14 protein-coding genes are annotated in these 14,924 nt (G+C 67.8%); 8 read left to right on the forward strand and 6 right to left on the reverse strand.

Features of this window, described 5'->3' with window-relative positions:
• Positions 1–174: 174 nt before the first annotated feature.
• On the reverse strand, positions 175–792 hold the full coding sequence (locus ACWAUG_RS06895) for a TetR family transcriptional regulator (RefSeq protein ID WP_460801953.1): 618 nt from the start codon (positions 790–792) through the stop codon (positions 175–177).
• A gap of 307 nt (positions 793–1,099) precedes the next feature.
• Positions 1,100–3,043: a sialidase family protein gene (locus ACWAUG_RS06900; RefSeq protein ID WP_460801954.1), complete on the reverse strand. Its 1,944-nt coding sequence runs from the start codon at positions 3,041–3,043 to the stop codon at positions 1,100–1,102.
• Positions 3,044–3,247: 204 nt separating this feature from the next.
• Between ACWAUG_RS06900 and ACWAUG_RS06905 the strand changes: the two genes are divergently transcribed.
• The gene (locus ACWAUG_RS06905) at positions 3,248–4,384 is read left to right on the forward strand and encodes an AI-2E family transporter (protein WP_460801955.1); all 1,137 of its coding nucleotides are present in this window, start codon (positions 3,248–3,250) and stop codon (positions 4,382–4,384) included.
• A gap of 15 nt (positions 4,385–4,399) precedes the next feature.
• Here ACWAUG_RS06905 and ACWAUG_RS06910 read toward each other — a convergent pair whose 3' ends face one another.
• The 3 genes from ACWAUG_RS06910 to ACWAUG_RS06920 are packed head-to-tail and all read right to left on the reverse strand — an operon-like array spanning position 4,400 to position 7,089.
• Positions 4,400–5,551, reverse strand: coding sequence for a MalY/PatB family protein (locus ACWAUG_RS06910; RefSeq protein WP_298040396.1), 1,152 nt, complete (start codon positions 5,549–5,551; stop codon positions 4,400–4,402).
• A gap of 42 nt (positions 5,552–5,593) precedes the next feature.
• Positions 5,594–6,304 (reverse strand): manganese efflux pump MntP, encoded by a 711-nt coding sequence (locus ACWAUG_RS06915; protein WP_298040397.1) that lies wholly within the window; start codon positions 6,302–6,304, stop codon positions 5,594–5,596.
• Positions 6,305–6,360: 56 nt separating this feature from the next.
• Complete coding sequence (locus tag ACWAUG_RS06920) at positions 6,361–7,089, reverse strand: IclR family transcriptional regulator (RefSeq protein WP_298040399.1); 729 nt, start codon at positions 7,087–7,089, stop codon at positions 6,361–6,363.
• Positions 7,090–7,205: 116 nt separating this feature from the next.
• On the opposite strand from ACWAUG_RS06920, the gene ACWAUG_RS06925 reads away from it, so the two are divergent.
• The gene (locus ACWAUG_RS06925; RefSeq protein ID WP_460801956.1) at positions 7,206–8,537 is read left to right on the forward strand and encodes an MFS transporter; all 1,332 of its coding nucleotides are present in this window, start codon (positions 7,206–7,208) and stop codon (positions 8,535–8,537) included.
• Positions 8,538–8,637: 100 nt separating this feature from the next.
• Here the strand turns inward: ACWAUG_RS06925 and ACWAUG_RS06930 are convergent, their stop codons facing one another.
• Positions 8,638–9,075 (reverse strand): MarR family winged helix-turn-helix transcriptional regulator, encoded by a 438-nt coding sequence (locus ACWAUG_RS06930; RefSeq protein ID WP_460801957.1) that lies wholly within the window; start codon positions 9,073–9,075, stop codon positions 8,638–8,640.
• 89 nt (positions 9,076–9,164) lie between these two features.
• On the opposite strand from ACWAUG_RS06930, the gene ACWAUG_RS06935 reads away from it, so the two are divergent.
• The 6 genes from ACWAUG_RS06935 (at position 9,165) to ACWAUG_RS06960 (ending at position 14,896) form a co-directional block, all read left to right on the forward strand.
• Complete coding sequence (locus ACWAUG_RS06935; RefSeq protein WP_460801958.1) at positions 9,165–10,619, forward strand: MFS transporter; 1,455 nt, start codon at positions 9,165–9,167, stop codon at positions 10,617–10,619.
• A gap of 117 nt (positions 10,620–10,736) precedes the next feature.
• Positions 10,737–11,384 carry a GntR family transcriptional regulator gene (locus ACWAUG_RS06940; RefSeq protein ID WP_460801959.1) on the forward strand — a complete coding sequence of 216 codons (648 nt, stop codon included), beginning with the start codon at positions 10,737–10,739 and terminating at the stop codon, positions 11,382–11,384.
• A gap of 117 nt (positions 11,385–11,501) precedes the next feature.
• Positions 11,502–12,476 (forward strand): ABC transporter substrate-binding protein, encoded by a 975-nt coding sequence (locus ACWAUG_RS06945; RefSeq protein WP_460801960.1) that lies wholly within the window; start codon positions 11,502–11,504, stop codon positions 12,474–12,476.
• On the forward strand, positions 12,473–13,309 hold the full coding sequence (locus ACWAUG_RS06950) for an ABC transporter permease (RefSeq protein WP_298040410.1): 837 nt from the start codon (positions 12,473–12,475) through the stop codon (positions 13,307–13,309). The genes ACWAUG_RS06945 and ACWAUG_RS06950 overlap by 4 nt, the downstream gene beginning before the upstream one ends.
• Positions 13,306–14,079 carry an ABC transporter permease gene (locus ACWAUG_RS06955; RefSeq protein WP_298040412.1) on the forward strand — a complete coding sequence of 258 codons (774 nt, stop codon included), beginning with the start codon at positions 13,306–13,308 and terminating at the stop codon, positions 14,077–14,079. The genes ACWAUG_RS06950 and ACWAUG_RS06955 overlap by 4 nt, the downstream gene beginning before the upstream one ends.
• A complete protein-coding gene (locus ACWAUG_RS06960) occupies positions 14,069–14,896 on the forward strand; it encodes an ABC transporter ATP-binding protein (protein ID WP_298040414.1) in 828 nt (275 codons plus the stop codon). The genes ACWAUG_RS06955 and ACWAUG_RS06960 overlap by 11 nt, the downstream gene beginning before the upstream one ends.
• Positions 14,897–14,924 lie beyond the last annotated feature (28 nt).

Here is a 14,924-nt window from a genome sequence, read left to right on the forward strand (position 1 = left end):
TTACGCTGGCCTGGAATCAGCCCACCCGGCCCCTGCCGGACAAGGCTCCCGATAGGAACGAAAGTCAGGCCGATTCAGTTGCTGAAGATCTTGGCCGCGGTCTCCACGAAGGTCAAGCGTTCCATTCGAATGCACAGATTCTTCCGCGCAGCGCCGAAGGACGATCTCAGGTGATCAGACCGCGTCTTTCAGGAGCGCGCCGAGGCGTCGGTAGGCCCGCCGGAAGGCCTCCTCGTCGAGAAGGAGCCGACCATTCTCCTCATGAAGTTCAGGGATCGCCTGTTCGCCGAGCGAGATGCACAGCTCGACGATGACGCGCGCCTCCGCGGTCGTGCCGATGCCCGGGATCTTCTTCAGGTCAGGATGGGCTTCCAGCCATGCGGCGACCACGTCGACGAGGCCCTCACGGCTCTCCTCGCTCGACCACGAAACGGCGGTCGTCGTGCCGGGCTCGCGGGCGAAGAGCGCGAGGCGGCGCTGCGTGACATCATCGTCCTCTGCGCCACGCACAGACTCGGCGACGATCAGAGACGCCGCGATCACCAGGGCGTCGCTGTACTTCGTGAGCAACCGTTCGGTCAGCGCGGGGTCGTACTCCAGCGCCGTTCCGAAGATCGCCTCGTCGAGCGCCGGGAAGTAGTTGAAGAACGTGCTGCGCGAGACCATCGCGGCTTCGCAGATCTGATCGACGGTGACGCTCTGGATGCCGTTGTCATAGGCCAGCTCGACAGCGGCCTGCTCTATCCGGCGTCGGGTGAGACGGCGTTTGCGCTCACGCAGTCCTTCAGGCACGCGCACCTCTCCTCATCCGCTCCAATAAACCAGGCTACGTGCAGTGCGGCATCATTGTGGCCGCCTCCCCAGGCGGCCACAATGATGAGTGACCCAATGAGCCCGATGGTCGTCGCGTCCCCAGTCGCGCGCCCCCTCTGCCATCGAGGTCCCCCTCCTTCCGTCACCGTCCTCGAGAACGGCGGAAGCGTCTAAGTTTGGATCACAGTCCAACTTTACACCCCAATGCAGTTTTCCGCACCACTTTCGGTCCGGAACACACGAATCCCGCCGGCCGAGGGGGCAACCGGCGGGACTCGTGCAGGACTCAGCGCAGCTGCACCGCCGGAGCATCCAGGTCGATGCGCGTCACGCTCGAACCCGAGGTCGAGGTCCACGTCGTCGACGGCGCGTACGAGCCCGCGTCGAGATCGGCCTGCGTCACGACGTGCGAGGCCGAGGTGCAGGTGTACGACTGCTCGCCCGGCAGCGAGCGGTAACGGCAGTTCTGCGCCGAGTTCTCCGGGTCGAAGCCGGCGAGGTCGCCGGTCGGCACGACGGCGGTCGCCGCGGTCGAGAGGTTGCGCACCGTGAACGAGAACCGCAGCACGTCGCCGACCGCGTAGGTCTCCTGCGGGTTCGTGTGCGAGCCGACGACCGAGATGTTTCCGGCCGTGCCGAAGTACACGCCCGGGCCGGTGTGCTCGACGGTGGTCACGGTGGAGCCCGAGGTCGATGTCCACGTCGTGGTGGGCACGAACGCCTGCGCGTCGAGGTCGGCCTGCGTGATCGTATGCTTCGCCCACGGGCAGGTGTACGACCCGCGCGCCGGCAGGTCGCGGTAGCGACAGTTCTGCGCGGCATCCGCCGGATCGAAGTTCGTCAGCCCCGTGCCGACCGGGGAGATCGTCGTCTTCGATGCCGACAGGTTCGTCACCGTGAACTCGTACGCGACGACGTCGCCGACCTTCCAGCCGCCCGCGGGAGTCGCACTGGTCACACGCGACGAGGTGACCTCGAAGCCGCCCGGGGTGGCGCTGGGCGCAGCGAGCAGCCAGTCGTGGTCGAACTTCGCGAAGCGGATGCCGCCGTTGCCACGGTTGGGCTCGTAGAGCATGCCGACCGTTCCGTCAGCGAGCGTCGCGAGGGTCGAGTACCCCATGCCCTCCGGCTGGAAGACCCGCGAGATCGACCAGGTGTCGCCGTCGTCGTAGCTGATGCGGATGGTTCCGTTCTCGCGCTCGACCTGGGATGCCGAGTTCGAGAACAGCAGCACCTTCGCCTCATCCGACCCCTGCGGAGCGTTGGGGTAGGCGCGCAGGATCGAAGCGTTGTTGGTCGGGTCGGGCAGGTCGGTGTCGAGGGTCACGGGCCCGTAGGTGACGCCGCCGTCCTCCGAGTACGCCACCTTTCGGTAGTAAGACCTGGCCGAGTCGCGCGAGTTCATCATCACGCGGCCGTCCGAGAGCTCGACGGTCTTGTTCTCATCCATGCCGGTGCCGAAGGGCGTGCCGGCCTGCCAGGTCTCGCCGTGGTCGTCGGAGTAGACCGACACGGCCTGCACCTGGCCGCTCGTGGTGAGGAACGTGAACTGCTGCACGAGGCGGCCCGCCCACGGGCCGTAGCGCAGCTGGATTCCCTGGCCGGATGCCGCGAACCGCGACTTCACGTCGAGGTCTCCCGTGATCTCGGCGGTGATCGTGCGCTCGGTCCAGGTGTGGCCGTCGTCGGTCGATACGGAGACGTTCGCGTGGGCGACGTTGCGGTCGGCGGGATCGGTGCCGGGCTGCGAGCCCCAGAAGCCCTGGTCGTAGGACTTCACGTGGAAGTTGAAGATCGCACCGGTCTCACGGTCGACGATGTAGCTCGGGTCGGAGTATCCCTCGATCGGGGCACTCGTGCTGCCGGCCGCGATGACCTCCTGCGGACCCCAGGTGAGGCCGTTGTCGGTGGACCGTCGCTGAAGGATCGAGTTCGGGCCGGGCGAATCGGCCCCGGTCGGGCGACCATCGTACGAGGCGAGCAGGTCGCCGGAGTTCGTGACGGTCAGCGCCGGGATGCGGTAGTTCGGAAACCCGCCCTGCCCATTGGTGGCGAGCTGCTGCTCGGTGTACGAGCCGGCACCGCCCGTGGGAGCAGCGATGTCGAAGTCGGGATCGGGTGCGGCGGCGGTCGCGGCGGAGAGGGGGATCAGCGCGCCGCTCACCCCCATCAGCAGTGCGGTCGCAAGCACGAGTGCTCGGCGAGAGGATCGGCGGGGAGACGTGATCATCCTGTTCCTTCCGGGGGTCGGCGACGCTGACCGTCGCTCCCGGAAGGGAACGAGATGCAGCGTTGCAACTCGGGATGTCAGATGTCTGACGTTAAGCAAGCTAGACCACCGGATGCATGCACGTCAATGGTTCGGAGGTGCCGCAGCATCCTTTTGTTAGGTTTGCTGAGCGACGTTCAATCGCCACCAGGGGAGGCACCGGACATGAGATTTTTCCGCCGAATCGAGATTCCCGCCGAAATCCGCGATGAATCGGATGCTGTCGAGCCGGGCCTGTGGTCCCGTGGATTCGGTCTCGCCGCGACGCGCAGCCTGCAGACGCTCGCCGTCCTCGCGCTCGTCGCGATCGTCGTCTTCGCGATCACGCAGCTCTCGCTCGTGTTCATCCCCGTCACAATCGCGCTGATCCTCGCCTGCGCCATCCACCCGGTCGTGAATCTCATGCGCAAGCGGGGCGTCCCCTCGATCCTCGCCACGTGGATCGCACTCATCGGGATCATCGTGGTTCTCGGCGGCATCATCTGGATCATCGTGCTCACCGTGCGGACCCAGTGGGATGACCTGGCGACCTCCGCCACCGAGGGCTTCGTGCAGGTGGCGGCGTGGGTGCAGACGCTCCCCTTCGACATCGAGGCGATCGATCTCGATGACGTGTGGTCGACCGTCACGGGCTTCCTCACCAGCGCCTCGTTCGGCCAGGGCGCTCTCGCCGGTGTCTCGGCGACGGCCAGCTTCTTCACCGGCCTCGCATTGATGATCGTGGTGCTGTTCTTCTTCCTCAAGGACGGGCCGCGCATCTGGGAGTTCCTGCTGCGCCCCTTCACCGGCCAGGCGTACGCCCGCGCCCGCCGGGTCGGCGATAAGGCCGTCGAGGTGTTCGGCAGCTACATCCGCGGCACGTCGATCGTCGCGGCGGCCGATGCGATCGGCATCGGCATCGGCCTCGCGATCCTGCAGATCCCGCTGGCCGTGCCCCTCGCCGTGATCGTCTTCCTGACGGCATTCATCCCCCTCGTCGGCGCGACCGCCGCCGGCATCCTCGCCGCCCTCGTCGCGCTCGTCACGCACGGGCCGATCGAGGCGCTCGTGGTCGTCGGAATCGTCGTGCTCGTCAACCAGCTCGAGGGCAACTTCCTGCAGCCGGTCGTCATGGCCCGCTCCCTCAAGCTGCACGCCCTGGTCATCCTGCTCGCGTTGACCGCCGGCACGATCCTCGGCGGGATCGTCGGCGCCGTGCTCTCGGTGCCGCTCGCCGCCGCGGCTTGGGGCATCATCACCGTCTGGGACGGCCCGAGCACCCCCGCGCGCCCGTTCCGTCAGAAGCGCTCCGAAACGGTCTGATCCCGCGCGGGACGGTCACCGCGCGGCGAGGGCCTCGCGGATGCGGCCGAGCGCCTCGCCCAGGAGCGGGCGGGGCATGGCGAACACGAACCGGGTGAATCCGATCGCGGCCTCGCCGCATGCGGCGCCGTCCGTCATCGCGACGCGGGCATTCTCGCGGAACCACTCCCCCAGATCGCCGGTCAGTCCGGTCTCCCGGAAGTCCAGCAGCGCGATGTACGTGCCCTCGACCGCGGTCAGGCGCACACCGGGAATCCCGGCGACGAGCTGCTCGAGCATCCGCCGATTGCCGTCGAGGTAGTCGCGCACATCGTCGAGCCAGCCCGCGCCCGCCGTGTAAGCGGCGAGGTTCGCGACCGCACCGATCGTCGCGGTGCCATGCCCCAGCCATCCGCCATCGGCCTGCCAGAGCGCTTCGGACTCGGCATCCGAGAAGATCATCTGCGCGCACTTGAGACCGGCGAGATTCCACGCCTTCGAAGCGGATGCCGCGGTCACGGTGTGCGCGGCGGCCGAGGCGGAAACCGAGGCGTAGGGCACGTGCTGCGCGTCGCCGTAGACGAGAGGCGCGTGGATCTCATCCGAGAACACCCGGCCGCCGGCCCGCTCGACGACCTCCGCGACCGCCCCGAGCTCATCGCGCGTGAAGACCGTGCCGAGCGGGTTGTGCGGGTTGCAGAGCACGAGCAGCTCCCCGCCGTCGGCGAAGGCCTGAGCGACGGCATCCAGGTCCATGACCCAGCGGCCATCGACCTCACGGCTCGGCACCTCGCTCACGCGGCGGCCGTGCCTGGGCGGCACCGACAGGAACGGCATGTACGCCGGCGTCGGCACGATCACCGCACCCTCCGGCGAGGTGAAACGGGTGAGCGCGAACTCGAAGGCCGCGATCACATCGGGCACGAGCTTCACCCGGTCGGCGCCGAAGCGCCAGCCGTAGCGCTCGGAGTACCAGTCCGCCGTCGCCGCACGCAGCTCGGCGTCCAGGTGCGCGGGCAGATATCCGGTGAGGCCCGCATCGACGGCATCCGTCATCGCCCGCCGGATCACCGGAGCGACGCCGAAGTCCATCTCGGCGACGAAGGCGCCGATCGCGTCGGGGAACATCGTCCACTTCAGGCTGCCCGCCGCACGCAGGTCGGTCTCGGTGATCGCGTCGAAGCTCATGCCCCCATTCTCACCGCACGGAGGCCGGAGAGGGCGATGCGATCAGCCCAGGTGCTCGATGAGGATGCTGACACCGATGCCGACGAGCACGAGCCCGCCGACGATCTCAGCTAGCTTCCGGAACCGGGTGCCCACGCGGTGCCCGATGAGCACGGCCACGAACGAGAGGGCGAAGGTGACGAGCCCGATCACGGCGATCGCGAACCAGATGTTGATGTCGAAGACCGTCAGGCTCACACCGACGGCGAGCGCGTCGATGCTCGTCGCGATCGAGAGCATGACGACCTCCCGCACCGAGAACGCCTCTTCGCTGTCGACCGTGTCGCCATCACCGCCGCGCAGCGCCTCCCAGAGCATCTTCCCGCCGATGACGAGCAGCAGACCGAAGGCGATCCAGTGGTCGATCGGGTCGATGATGTCGGAGAACGCACTCCCCAGCATCCATCCGATCAGCGGCATGAGCGCCTGCGAGAATCCGAAGGCGATCGCGAGGACGAGCGCTCCCTTCAGAACGCCGCGGCGCAGCGCGAGCCCCTTGCCGAGGGCGACGGCGAAGGCATCGGCGGAGACGCCAAGGGCGAGCAGGAGCAGGGTGAGGAACGGCATGACAATCCCGGGTCGTGCCGGCGGGAGCCGACGGTGCATGGCGCGGGGCGACAGGATGCCGCATCCGCGCGCCGCTGCGCTGATCGCCTCATCCAGCCTGTCCCATGGACGCTCGGGGACACGACTCGGAATCGTGATTGCCAGCATTTCGGGGCGCTGAAATCACCGGCTCCCGGTGGAAGGAGATCCCCGGATGCCGCGTCTCAGCGCTGCCGCGATCGCACTGCCTCGGCGACCTCGCGCAGATCCTGCGCCCACCGGTCGGCATCGTCGCGCGTGTACCGGGCGATCGGCAGCGCGATGCTCAGCCCGATGCGGTGACCGCCGACCTCGCCGATCGACGTGGCGAGCGCCGCGATGCCGGGCTCGCTCTCGGCGAGGTTCGAGGCGATCCGGGTCGTGCGCACCTCGGCGAGATCCTCGAGAAGCGCCGGCATATCGATATCGGTCCGTGCATGAGGGAGGCCTGCGGCATCCGCGTAGCGCTGCACGATCTCTTCATCGGTGAGATCGGCGAGCAGCGCCTTGCCGCCGGCGGTGGCGTGCGCGGGCAACCAGACGCCGACGCGCAGCCCGAAGCGCAGCGTGTGCGTGCGGGCCTCGATGCCGTCGAGGTGCAACACGCGGGTACCGTGGAGCGCCGCGAGGTGCACGGTCTCTCCGGAGCGGTCGAACAGCGCCTCGAGCGCGGGGCGCAGACGGTCGGTGAGCTGCGGGATGCGCGTCGAGAGTCCGGGGCTCGTCAGAGCGGGGCCGGCTGAGTAGCGGCGGTCGGGGCTCTGCACGGCGAAGCCGTCGTGCACGAGCGTGGCGAGCAGCCGTTGCGCGGTGGAGGCGTTGACGTCGAGCAGAGCGGCGGCCTCGGTCACGCCGAGCGAGCCGTGGTCGATGATCGTCTTCAAAAGGACGAGGGCACGGTGGACGGACTCCACCCGTGGCGCTTCTTTGCGTATCACGCAAAAGAAGCTACCAGGGATTGCTTCTTACGCAAAGAGGTTCTACTATCGCTTAAATCGGAAACAGTCCGCACCCCAACGATTGAGGCACCATGTCGATGAAGACAGGAATTCTTCCCGAGACCGCGAGTATGCGAGCCCCGGGCAACCAGAGCAAGCGCTCCTCTCTCGCGGGCTTCATCGGCTCCGCGCTCGAGTACTACGACATGTACATCTACGCGTCGGCATCCGCCCTCGTCTTCGCCCGCGTCTTCTTCGCGGACGCCGGCGCCACCGGCCTGCTCTACTCCCTCGGACTCTACGGCGTGGCCTACCTCGCCCGCCCGCTCGGCGGATTCATCGCCGGGCACCTCGGTGATCGCTTCGGCCGCCGCAACATCATGATCCTGACGCTCCTCGTCATGGGCGTCGCCACGTTCCTGATCGGCTGCCTGCCGTCCTACGACACGGTCGGCATCCTCGCGCCGATTATGCTCGTCGCTCTGCGCCTGTGCCAGGGCCTGTCGGTCGGCGGCGAGCTCGCCGGCGCGACCTCGCTCACCCTCGAGCACGCCCCCGACAAGCACCGCTCGCTCTACACCTCCTGGGCCGTCAACGGCATCTGGGTCGGCTACATCCTCGCAACCCTCGCCTTCATCGGCGTCGCCGCCCTCCCCGACGACCAGCTACTCGCGTGGGGTTGGCGCGTGCCGTTCTGGCTCAGCGCCGTGCTCCTCGTGGTCGGCCTCATCATCCGCAGCACCGTCCGCGACACGGAGGCGTTCACGATCGAGAAGGAGTCCGGCACCACCGCGAAGGTGCCGCTGGGCGAGGTGCTGCGCCACCAGCCGTGGGACGTCGTGCGCCTGATCTTCGCATCCTTCCTGCTCGTCATCAGCACCACCGTCCCCGTCTACGGCCTCACCTACGCCACGAACGTCGTGGGCATCGACGCCGACGTCATGCTGTGGGCCGTCATCATGGGCTACGTCGTGGCGCTCATCACCCAGCCGCTCATGGCTTCGCTCGCCGACAAGATCGGCCGCAAGCCCGTACTCATCGGCGGCAACCTGCTCGGCGCCGTCGCCGTCTGGCTCTTCTTCTGGGCCGTCGGCGAGGCGAACATCCCGATGATCTTCATCGGCGTGCTGCTGACGGTCTCGATCGCCCTGGCCGCGACGAACGCCGTGTACCCCTCGTACTTCGCCGAGCTGTTCAACGTGCGCTACCGCGTGACCGGCATGGCCGTCGGCCTGCAGCTGGGCCTCGTGCTGACCGGCTTCTCGCCCGTCATCATTCAGGCCATCTCCACCGCCAACGGCGACGCCTGGTGGCCGGCTGCGGCCTACACGACCCTGGCCTGCGTCATCTCGGCGATCGCGATCGGCACGGGCCGCGAGACGTACAAGACGCCGCTCGACGAACTGGGCGTGCAGCAGCGCTGAGCCCCTGCGGCTCGAGCCTCCGCTCCCGTCGCACTTTCTGTCGGCGCGTCGCCTCGACGCACGACAGAAAGTGCGACGGGAGCGTTTTGCACTCGGGGGATCAGTCGCGCGGATCGGCGCGGTAGTCCTCGATCGAGGCGTTGAAGCGGTGCAGGAGTTCGGCGAAGCGGTCGACGTCGTCATCCGACCAGTCGCCGAGGATCTTTCCGAGAGCATCCACCGAGCGATCGCGCACCGCGACGAGGCGCTGTTCGCCCTCGGGGGTGAGCACGAACTTCCGCGCCAGACCGCCCTCGGGATCCGGCTTGCGCTCGAGGAATCCGGCCCGCATGGCCGCGCCCGTCTGGCGCTGCAGCGTGGACGCGTCGAGACGGAGCATCTCGCTCAGCTCGGAGATGGACATCGGACCATGGATGCTGATTCCGCTCAACAGCAGATAGACGCTGCGGTCCATGCCGCGCGCGCTGCGGTGGTGCGCGATCGTGTAGCGACTGAGCATCATCTGCTCGTACTCGATGTCTCCGATGCGGCGTTCCATGACCTGCCTTCCGATTACTCGATCCTATCGCCGATGTGTAACATACCTACGTTGTGCATAGTGCATATCAAGGACGTTGAGGGGGCCTCGTGGTCAGGACAGAGAGCGTACCGAAGACCGGATTCATCGTCGGAGTCCTCGCGCTCGCCGGGATCGCGGCATCCATCACCCAGACGATGGTGACCCCGCTCATCCCGCAGCTGCCCGCGATCTTCGCCACCTCACCCGCCAACACCGCCTGGATCATCACCGCGACGCTGCTGACCGCCGCCGTCGCCGTGCCGATCTCCGGCCGCCTCGGCGATCTCTTCGGCAAACGGCGCATGATCCTCGTGCTCGCCGTTCCGCTGATCCTCGGCGGCCTGGTCTGCGCCGTCGCCCCGAACGTCGAGATCATGATCACCGGCCGCGCCTTGCAGGGCCTCGGATCGGGAATGGTCCCCCTCGGAATCGCCCTGCTGCGCGACCTCGTGCCGACCGACCGCCTCCCCTCGGCGATCGCCACGGTCAGCGCAACGCTCGGTGTCGGCGGCGCGATCGGCCTGCCCGTCTCGGCGGCCGTCATCGAGTTCGCCGACTGGCGCACCCTCTTCGTCGGCGGAGCCGCCGTCACCCTGCTCGTCGCCCTCGCGATCTGGCGCTTCATCCCCGTCACCGCCGCCGGCGCCGCCGGCCAGCGCTTCGACGGCCTAGGTGCGATCGGCCTCGCGATCGGCCTCGTCTCCCTGATCCTCGCGGTCTCGAAGGGCTCCGAATGGGGGTGGGCCTCGCCCCTCACACTCGGGCTGCTCGCCCTCGCGGTCATCGTGCTCGTGCTCTGGGGCTTCTGGGAGACCCGCACGACCGATCCGCTCGTCGACCTGCGCACCGCCGCACGACCCCGCGTGCTGCTGACCAACATCGCCTCGATCTTCGTCGGCTTCGGCATGTACGCGAGCATGCTCGTCATGCCCCAGATCCTGCAGCTGCCGAGCGGAACCGGCTACGGCCTCGGCCAGTCGATCCTCGCCGCGGGCCTGTGGATGGCTCCTGCCGGCCTCATGATGATGCTCCTCTCCCCCGTCAGCGGCCGCCTGATCCGCACGCGCGGGCCCAAGTTCACCCTCGTGCTCGGCGTCTCGATCCTCGCCGCCGGCTACGGCGTGGGCCTCGTCGGCATGGGCAGCACCTGGGGCCTGCTGCTCACCGGAATCGTCATCAACAGCGGTGTCGCCTTCGCCTACGGCGCCATGCCCGCCATCATCATGAGCGCCGTCCCACGCAGCGAGACCGGAGCCGCGAACGGCTTCAACACGCTCATGCGCTCGCTCGGCACGACGACCGGAGCCGCCGTGATCGGACTCGTGCTGGCACAGATGACGACCGACCTCGGCGGAACCGCGGTTCCCACCGAATGGGGCTTCCGCACCGCGCTGATCCTCGGCGCCGGGGTCTCGGTCGTCGCCGCGATCATCGCCGCGTGCATCCCGGCCGCGAAGAAGGCCGACCTCGGGATCCCGGCGCAGGATGCTCCGACCGAGGAGCCCGTCGGCTCCGCGCGCTGAGCGCGGGCTCGCATTGTCGCTCCCGCAAGTCCTGACGCTCGACGAAACCACCCATCGCCAACCGCACGCTCATCGGCTACATTGTCAACAATCTTGCCGCCCTTGAGAGGAACGCCGATGCCTGACAAGACCGACGTGCGCGCACAGTTGCGCGACGCCATCCTGCGGGGCGTCTACGCCCCGCGCCAGCGCCTCATCGAAGCGGATCTCGCCACCGAGTTCGGAGCCAGCCGCTTCACGCTGCGCAACACCCTGATCCAGCTCGAGGCGGAGGGGCTGATCGAACTCACCCCGAACCGGGGTGCGCGGGTGCGCGAGATCTCCCCGGCCGAAGCGGTCGAGATCACCGAGATCCGCCAATCGGTCGAGGGTCTCGTCGCCGCTCGGGCGGCCGAGAGGGCGACGGATGCTCAGATCGCGGTGCTGCGTCAGATCGGCACCGACATGGTCGAGGCCATCGACGGTCATGAGCTGATGCGGTATTCGGAGCTCAACGTCGCCCTGCACGCCACGGTGCGCGAGATCGCCGAGCATGCGGCTGCCGATCGGGTGCTCGAGCAGCTCAACGGGCAGATGGTGCGCCATCAGTTCCGACTCTTCCTCGTGCCGGGGCGGCCCAGCACATCGCTGCCCGAGCATCTCGAGATCATCGAGGGCGTCTGCACGCGCGACCCCGCCCGTGCCCGTGCCGCGATGGAGATTCACGTCGGCAGCGTCATCGCGACTCTGAAGGAGTTCGCCGAAGCCGTCCCCGTTCCCCTCTGACGCCCCTCTCGCGGATTGTTATCAATTTCGTAAACAGAATTGACAGCGTCATCGGCTCGTGAGTAGCGTCGGGTCATCGGATGGCATTGGGGCCGTCCGCCGACACGACGGAGTGACATGAAAAAGGCAGGCATCTTCGCCCTCGCTGCGATCACCGCGGGCGCACTCGTACTGACCGGATGCACCGATTCGGATGCCCCGGCCACCGGATCCGGCGGCGACAGCGGCAGCTCTGCGGACCTGACGCCCATCACGGTCGGCGTCATCCCGATCGCCGACACCGCCGCCCTCTACGTCGGAGAGGCCGAGGGCTTCTTCGAGGAGCAGGGCCTCGACCTCACGATCGAGACCGCCACCGGCGGCGCTGCGATCGTGCCCGCCGTCGTCTCCGGCGACTACGACTTCGGCTTCAGCAACACGCTCTCCCTCATGGTCGCGGCCGACCAGGGCCTCGACATCCAGATGGTCTCGGCCGCTGTCGGCACGACCGGAGACACCACGAAGGACATGGGCGCGGTCATCGCCAAGCCCGGCTCCGGAATCTCCTCGCCCGCCGACCTCGCCGGCAAGAAGGTCTCATCCAACAGCGTCGGCAACATCAACGACACCGTCGTGCGCTCGGTCGTCGATGAGAACGGCGCCGACTCGTCCACGATCAGCTTCGTCGAGGTGCCCTTCCCCGACGCGATCGCCGCCGTCGAGAACGACCAGGTCGATGCCGCGTTCGTCGTCGAGCCGTTCGTCACGAGCGCTCTGGACGCCGGCCTCGACGTCATCACCTACGCCTACGCCGACTTCGACACGAACCTCGACATCGCCGCCTACTTCTCCCTCAACAGCATCGACGCTGACCTGCTCGAGAAGTTCCAGACCGCGATGACCAAGTCGCTCGAGTTCGCCGACGCGAACCCCGACGTCGTCCGCGAGGTCATGGCCACCTACACCTCAACCCCGCCCGAGGTCCTCGCCGAGATCACGATGCCCACGTTCCCGACCGAGATGGACCGCGCCTCGATCGAGAAGCTCGCCGCCGCGGCCCAGGAGTACGGCGTCCTCAAGGCCGAGCCGGACTTCGACAACCTGCTGCCGTGACCGCAGTCATCAACACGCACAGCGAGGTGCGGCGGCTCGGCCGCCGCACCTCCTGGGTGGGCAAGAACAGCGGAGCGCTGCTCGGCCTCGTGGGCGTGGTGGGCTTCCTCGCCATCTGGGAGATCGCCTCCCGCTCGGGCCTGGTGAACTCCCGCTTCATCCCCGCCGCCAGCGACGTGCTCGTGCGCTTCGGCCAATACGTCATCGACAAGGCCTTCTGGCGGGACGTGGGCGACACCATGACCAGCTGGTTCGTGGGCCTGCTCATCGCCGCGATCGCCGGCATCGTGCTCGGCTTCATCATCGGATCGAGCCGCTTCATGGAGCGCTTCACGCACTCCACGATCGAGTTCCTGCGGCCTGTGCCCTCCGTGGCCCTCATCCCGCTCGCGGTGCTGCTGTTCGGCACCAAGATGCAGTCCAGCCTGCTCCTGATCGTCTACGCCGCGTTCTGGCAGATCCTGCTGCAGGTCATCTACGGAGCGAAGGACGTCGACCCGGTCGCCGACGCGACCGCCCGCAGCTACGGGCTCAGCCGCCTGCAGCGCGTGCGCCACGTCGTCTGGCCGACGGCGCTGCCCTACCTGATGACGGGTCTGCGCCTCGCCGCGGCGGTCGCCCTCGTCCTCGCCATCACGGCCGAGATGCTCATCGGATCCCCCGGACTCGGCAAGCAGATCGCCGAGACACGAGAGGGCGGCGACACCCTCAGCATGTACGCGCTGATCGTCGCGGCCGGACTCATCGGCGTGGCCATCAACCTCGTCGCCCGCTTCGTCGAGCGGCGCGTGCTCGCCTGGCACACCTCCGTACGAATCGAGGCGATGGGATGAAGTTCCTCAAGTCCGTCCTGTTCCTGCTGGGGCTGCCCGCGATCCTCATCGCCCTGTGGTGGATGTCATCGGTCGTCAACCCGAGCTTCTACGTGCCGACTCCGCCGGAGCTCGTTACGACGTTCTTCGAGACGTGGTTCGGGGAGCGCTTCCAGCGCGACGTGCTGCCGAGCATCGGCCGCCTCAGCCTGGGAGTCATCGGCTCCATCGCTTTCGGTGTGGTCTTCGGCATCCTGATCGGATCCTTCCGTACCGTCCGCCGCCTGCTCGAACCGCTCCTGGAGTTCTTCCGCGCGATCCCGCCGCCCGTCCTGCTGCCCCTGCTCATGATCGTCATGGGCGTGAACTGGCGCATGCAGGTGTTCGTGATCATCTTCGGATCGCTCTGGCCCGTGCTGCTGAACACCGTCGAGGGCGTGCGCGCCACCGACGAGGTGCAGCGCGAGACCGCCCGCAGCTACGGACTCGGCCGGCTCGACCGGCTGCGCTACCTGACGCTGCCCGCCGCGGCACCGCAGATCATGGCCGGTGTCCGCCAGTCCCTGTCCATCGCCCTGATCCTCATGGTCATCTCGGAGCTCTGGTACACCTCCGCGGGCCTCGGGTTCACCATCGTCCAGTTCCAGCGGAACTTCGCCGTCCCCGAAATGTGGAGCGGCATCCTGGTTCTGGGCCTGCTCGGCCTCGCCCTCGCGGTCATCTTCCGCTACGCCGAGCGTTACATCCTTCGCTGGTACCACGGATTGAGAGAAGTGCAGCGTGAGTCCTGACAACAACACCCCCGTCCTCCTCGTCGAGGGTCTTCGCAAGGTCTACCCGGCACCCACGCCGCAGGCCGAGGCCGTCGAGGCCATCCGCGACCTGACCTTCTCGATCCCGCAGGGGCAGCTCGTCTGCATCGTCGGCCCATCCGGCGCCGGCAAGACGACGCTGCTCAAGTGCATCGCCGGGCTCCTGCCGCCCACCGCGGGCCGGCTCGAGATCGAGGGCAAGGCCATCACCGGCCCGCCCAAGACGATGGCCGTCGTCTTCCAGGAGTACGGGCGCAGCCTGTACCCGTGGATGACCGTGCAGGGCAACGTCGAGCTGCCGCTGAAGAGCGCGGGCATCGCGAAGGCCGAGCGTCGTCGCATCTCGCAGGAGGCCCTCGTCGCCGTCGGCCTCGCCGATGCCGGCGACAAGTACCCGTGGCAGCTCTCCGGCGGCATGCAGCAGCGCGTGGCGATCGCCCGCGCCGTGGCCTACCGCCCGCAGATCCTGCTGATGGACGAGCCCTTCGCCGCGGTCGACGCGCAGACCCGCGCCGACCTCGAGGACCTCGTGCGCAAGATCTGGAAGGACCTCGGCGTCACCGTGCTGTTCGTCACGCACGACATCGACGAATCGGTCTACCTCGGCCAGCGCGTCATCGTGCTGTCGAACCGGCCGACCGTCGTGCAGGACGACATCACGATCGACCTGCCCGATGAGCGCGACCAGCTCACGACGCGCTCCGACCCGCGCTTCGTCGAACTCCGCCACCACATCTACGGTGAGATCCAGCGCGCGAAGACCAACTCGGGCGCCACGCAGCAGGCCTCAGCCTGACACACTCGTTCCCGTCGCACTTTCTGTC

Source organism: Microbacterium sp. GXF6406, from assembly GCF_054798215.1.

Coding starts and splice junctions, on each gene's coding strand:
- ACWAUG_RS06910 (WP_298040396.1), bottom strand. CDS start 5,551: ATGAGCTTCGACGCGATCACCGAGACCGACCTGCGTGCGGCGGGCAGC.
- ACWAUG_RS06925 (WP_460801956.1), top strand. CDS start 7,206: ATGTCGATGAAGACAGGAATTCTTCCCGAGACCGCGAGTATGCGAGCC.
- ACWAUG_RS06905 (WP_460801955.1), top strand. CDS start 3,248: ATGAGATTTTTCCGCCGAATCGAGATTCCCGCCGAAATCCGCGATGAA.
- ACWAUG_RS06915 (WP_298040397.1), bottom strand. CDS start 6,304: ATGCTGGCAATCACGATTCCGAGTCGTGTCCCCGAGCGTCCATGGGAC.
- ACWAUG_RS06940 (WP_460801959.1), top strand. CDS start 10,737: ATGCCTGACAAGACCGACGTGCGCGCACAGTTGCGCGACGCCATCCTG.
- ACWAUG_RS06955 (WP_298040412.1), top strand. CDS start 13,306: ATGAAGTTCCTCAAGTCCGTCCTGTTCCTGCTGGGGCTGCCCGCGATC.
- ACWAUG_RS06900 (WP_460801954.1), bottom strand. CDS start 3,043: ATGATCACGTCTCCCCGCCGATCCTCTCGCCGAGCACTCGTGCTTGCG.
- ACWAUG_RS06930 (WP_460801957.1), bottom strand. CDS start 9,075: ATGGAACGCCGCATCGGAGACATCGAGTACGAGCAGATGATGCTCAGT.
- ACWAUG_RS06945 (WP_460801960.1), top strand. CDS start 11,502: ATGAAAAAGGCAGGCATCTTCGCCCTCGCTGCGATCACCGCGGGCGCA.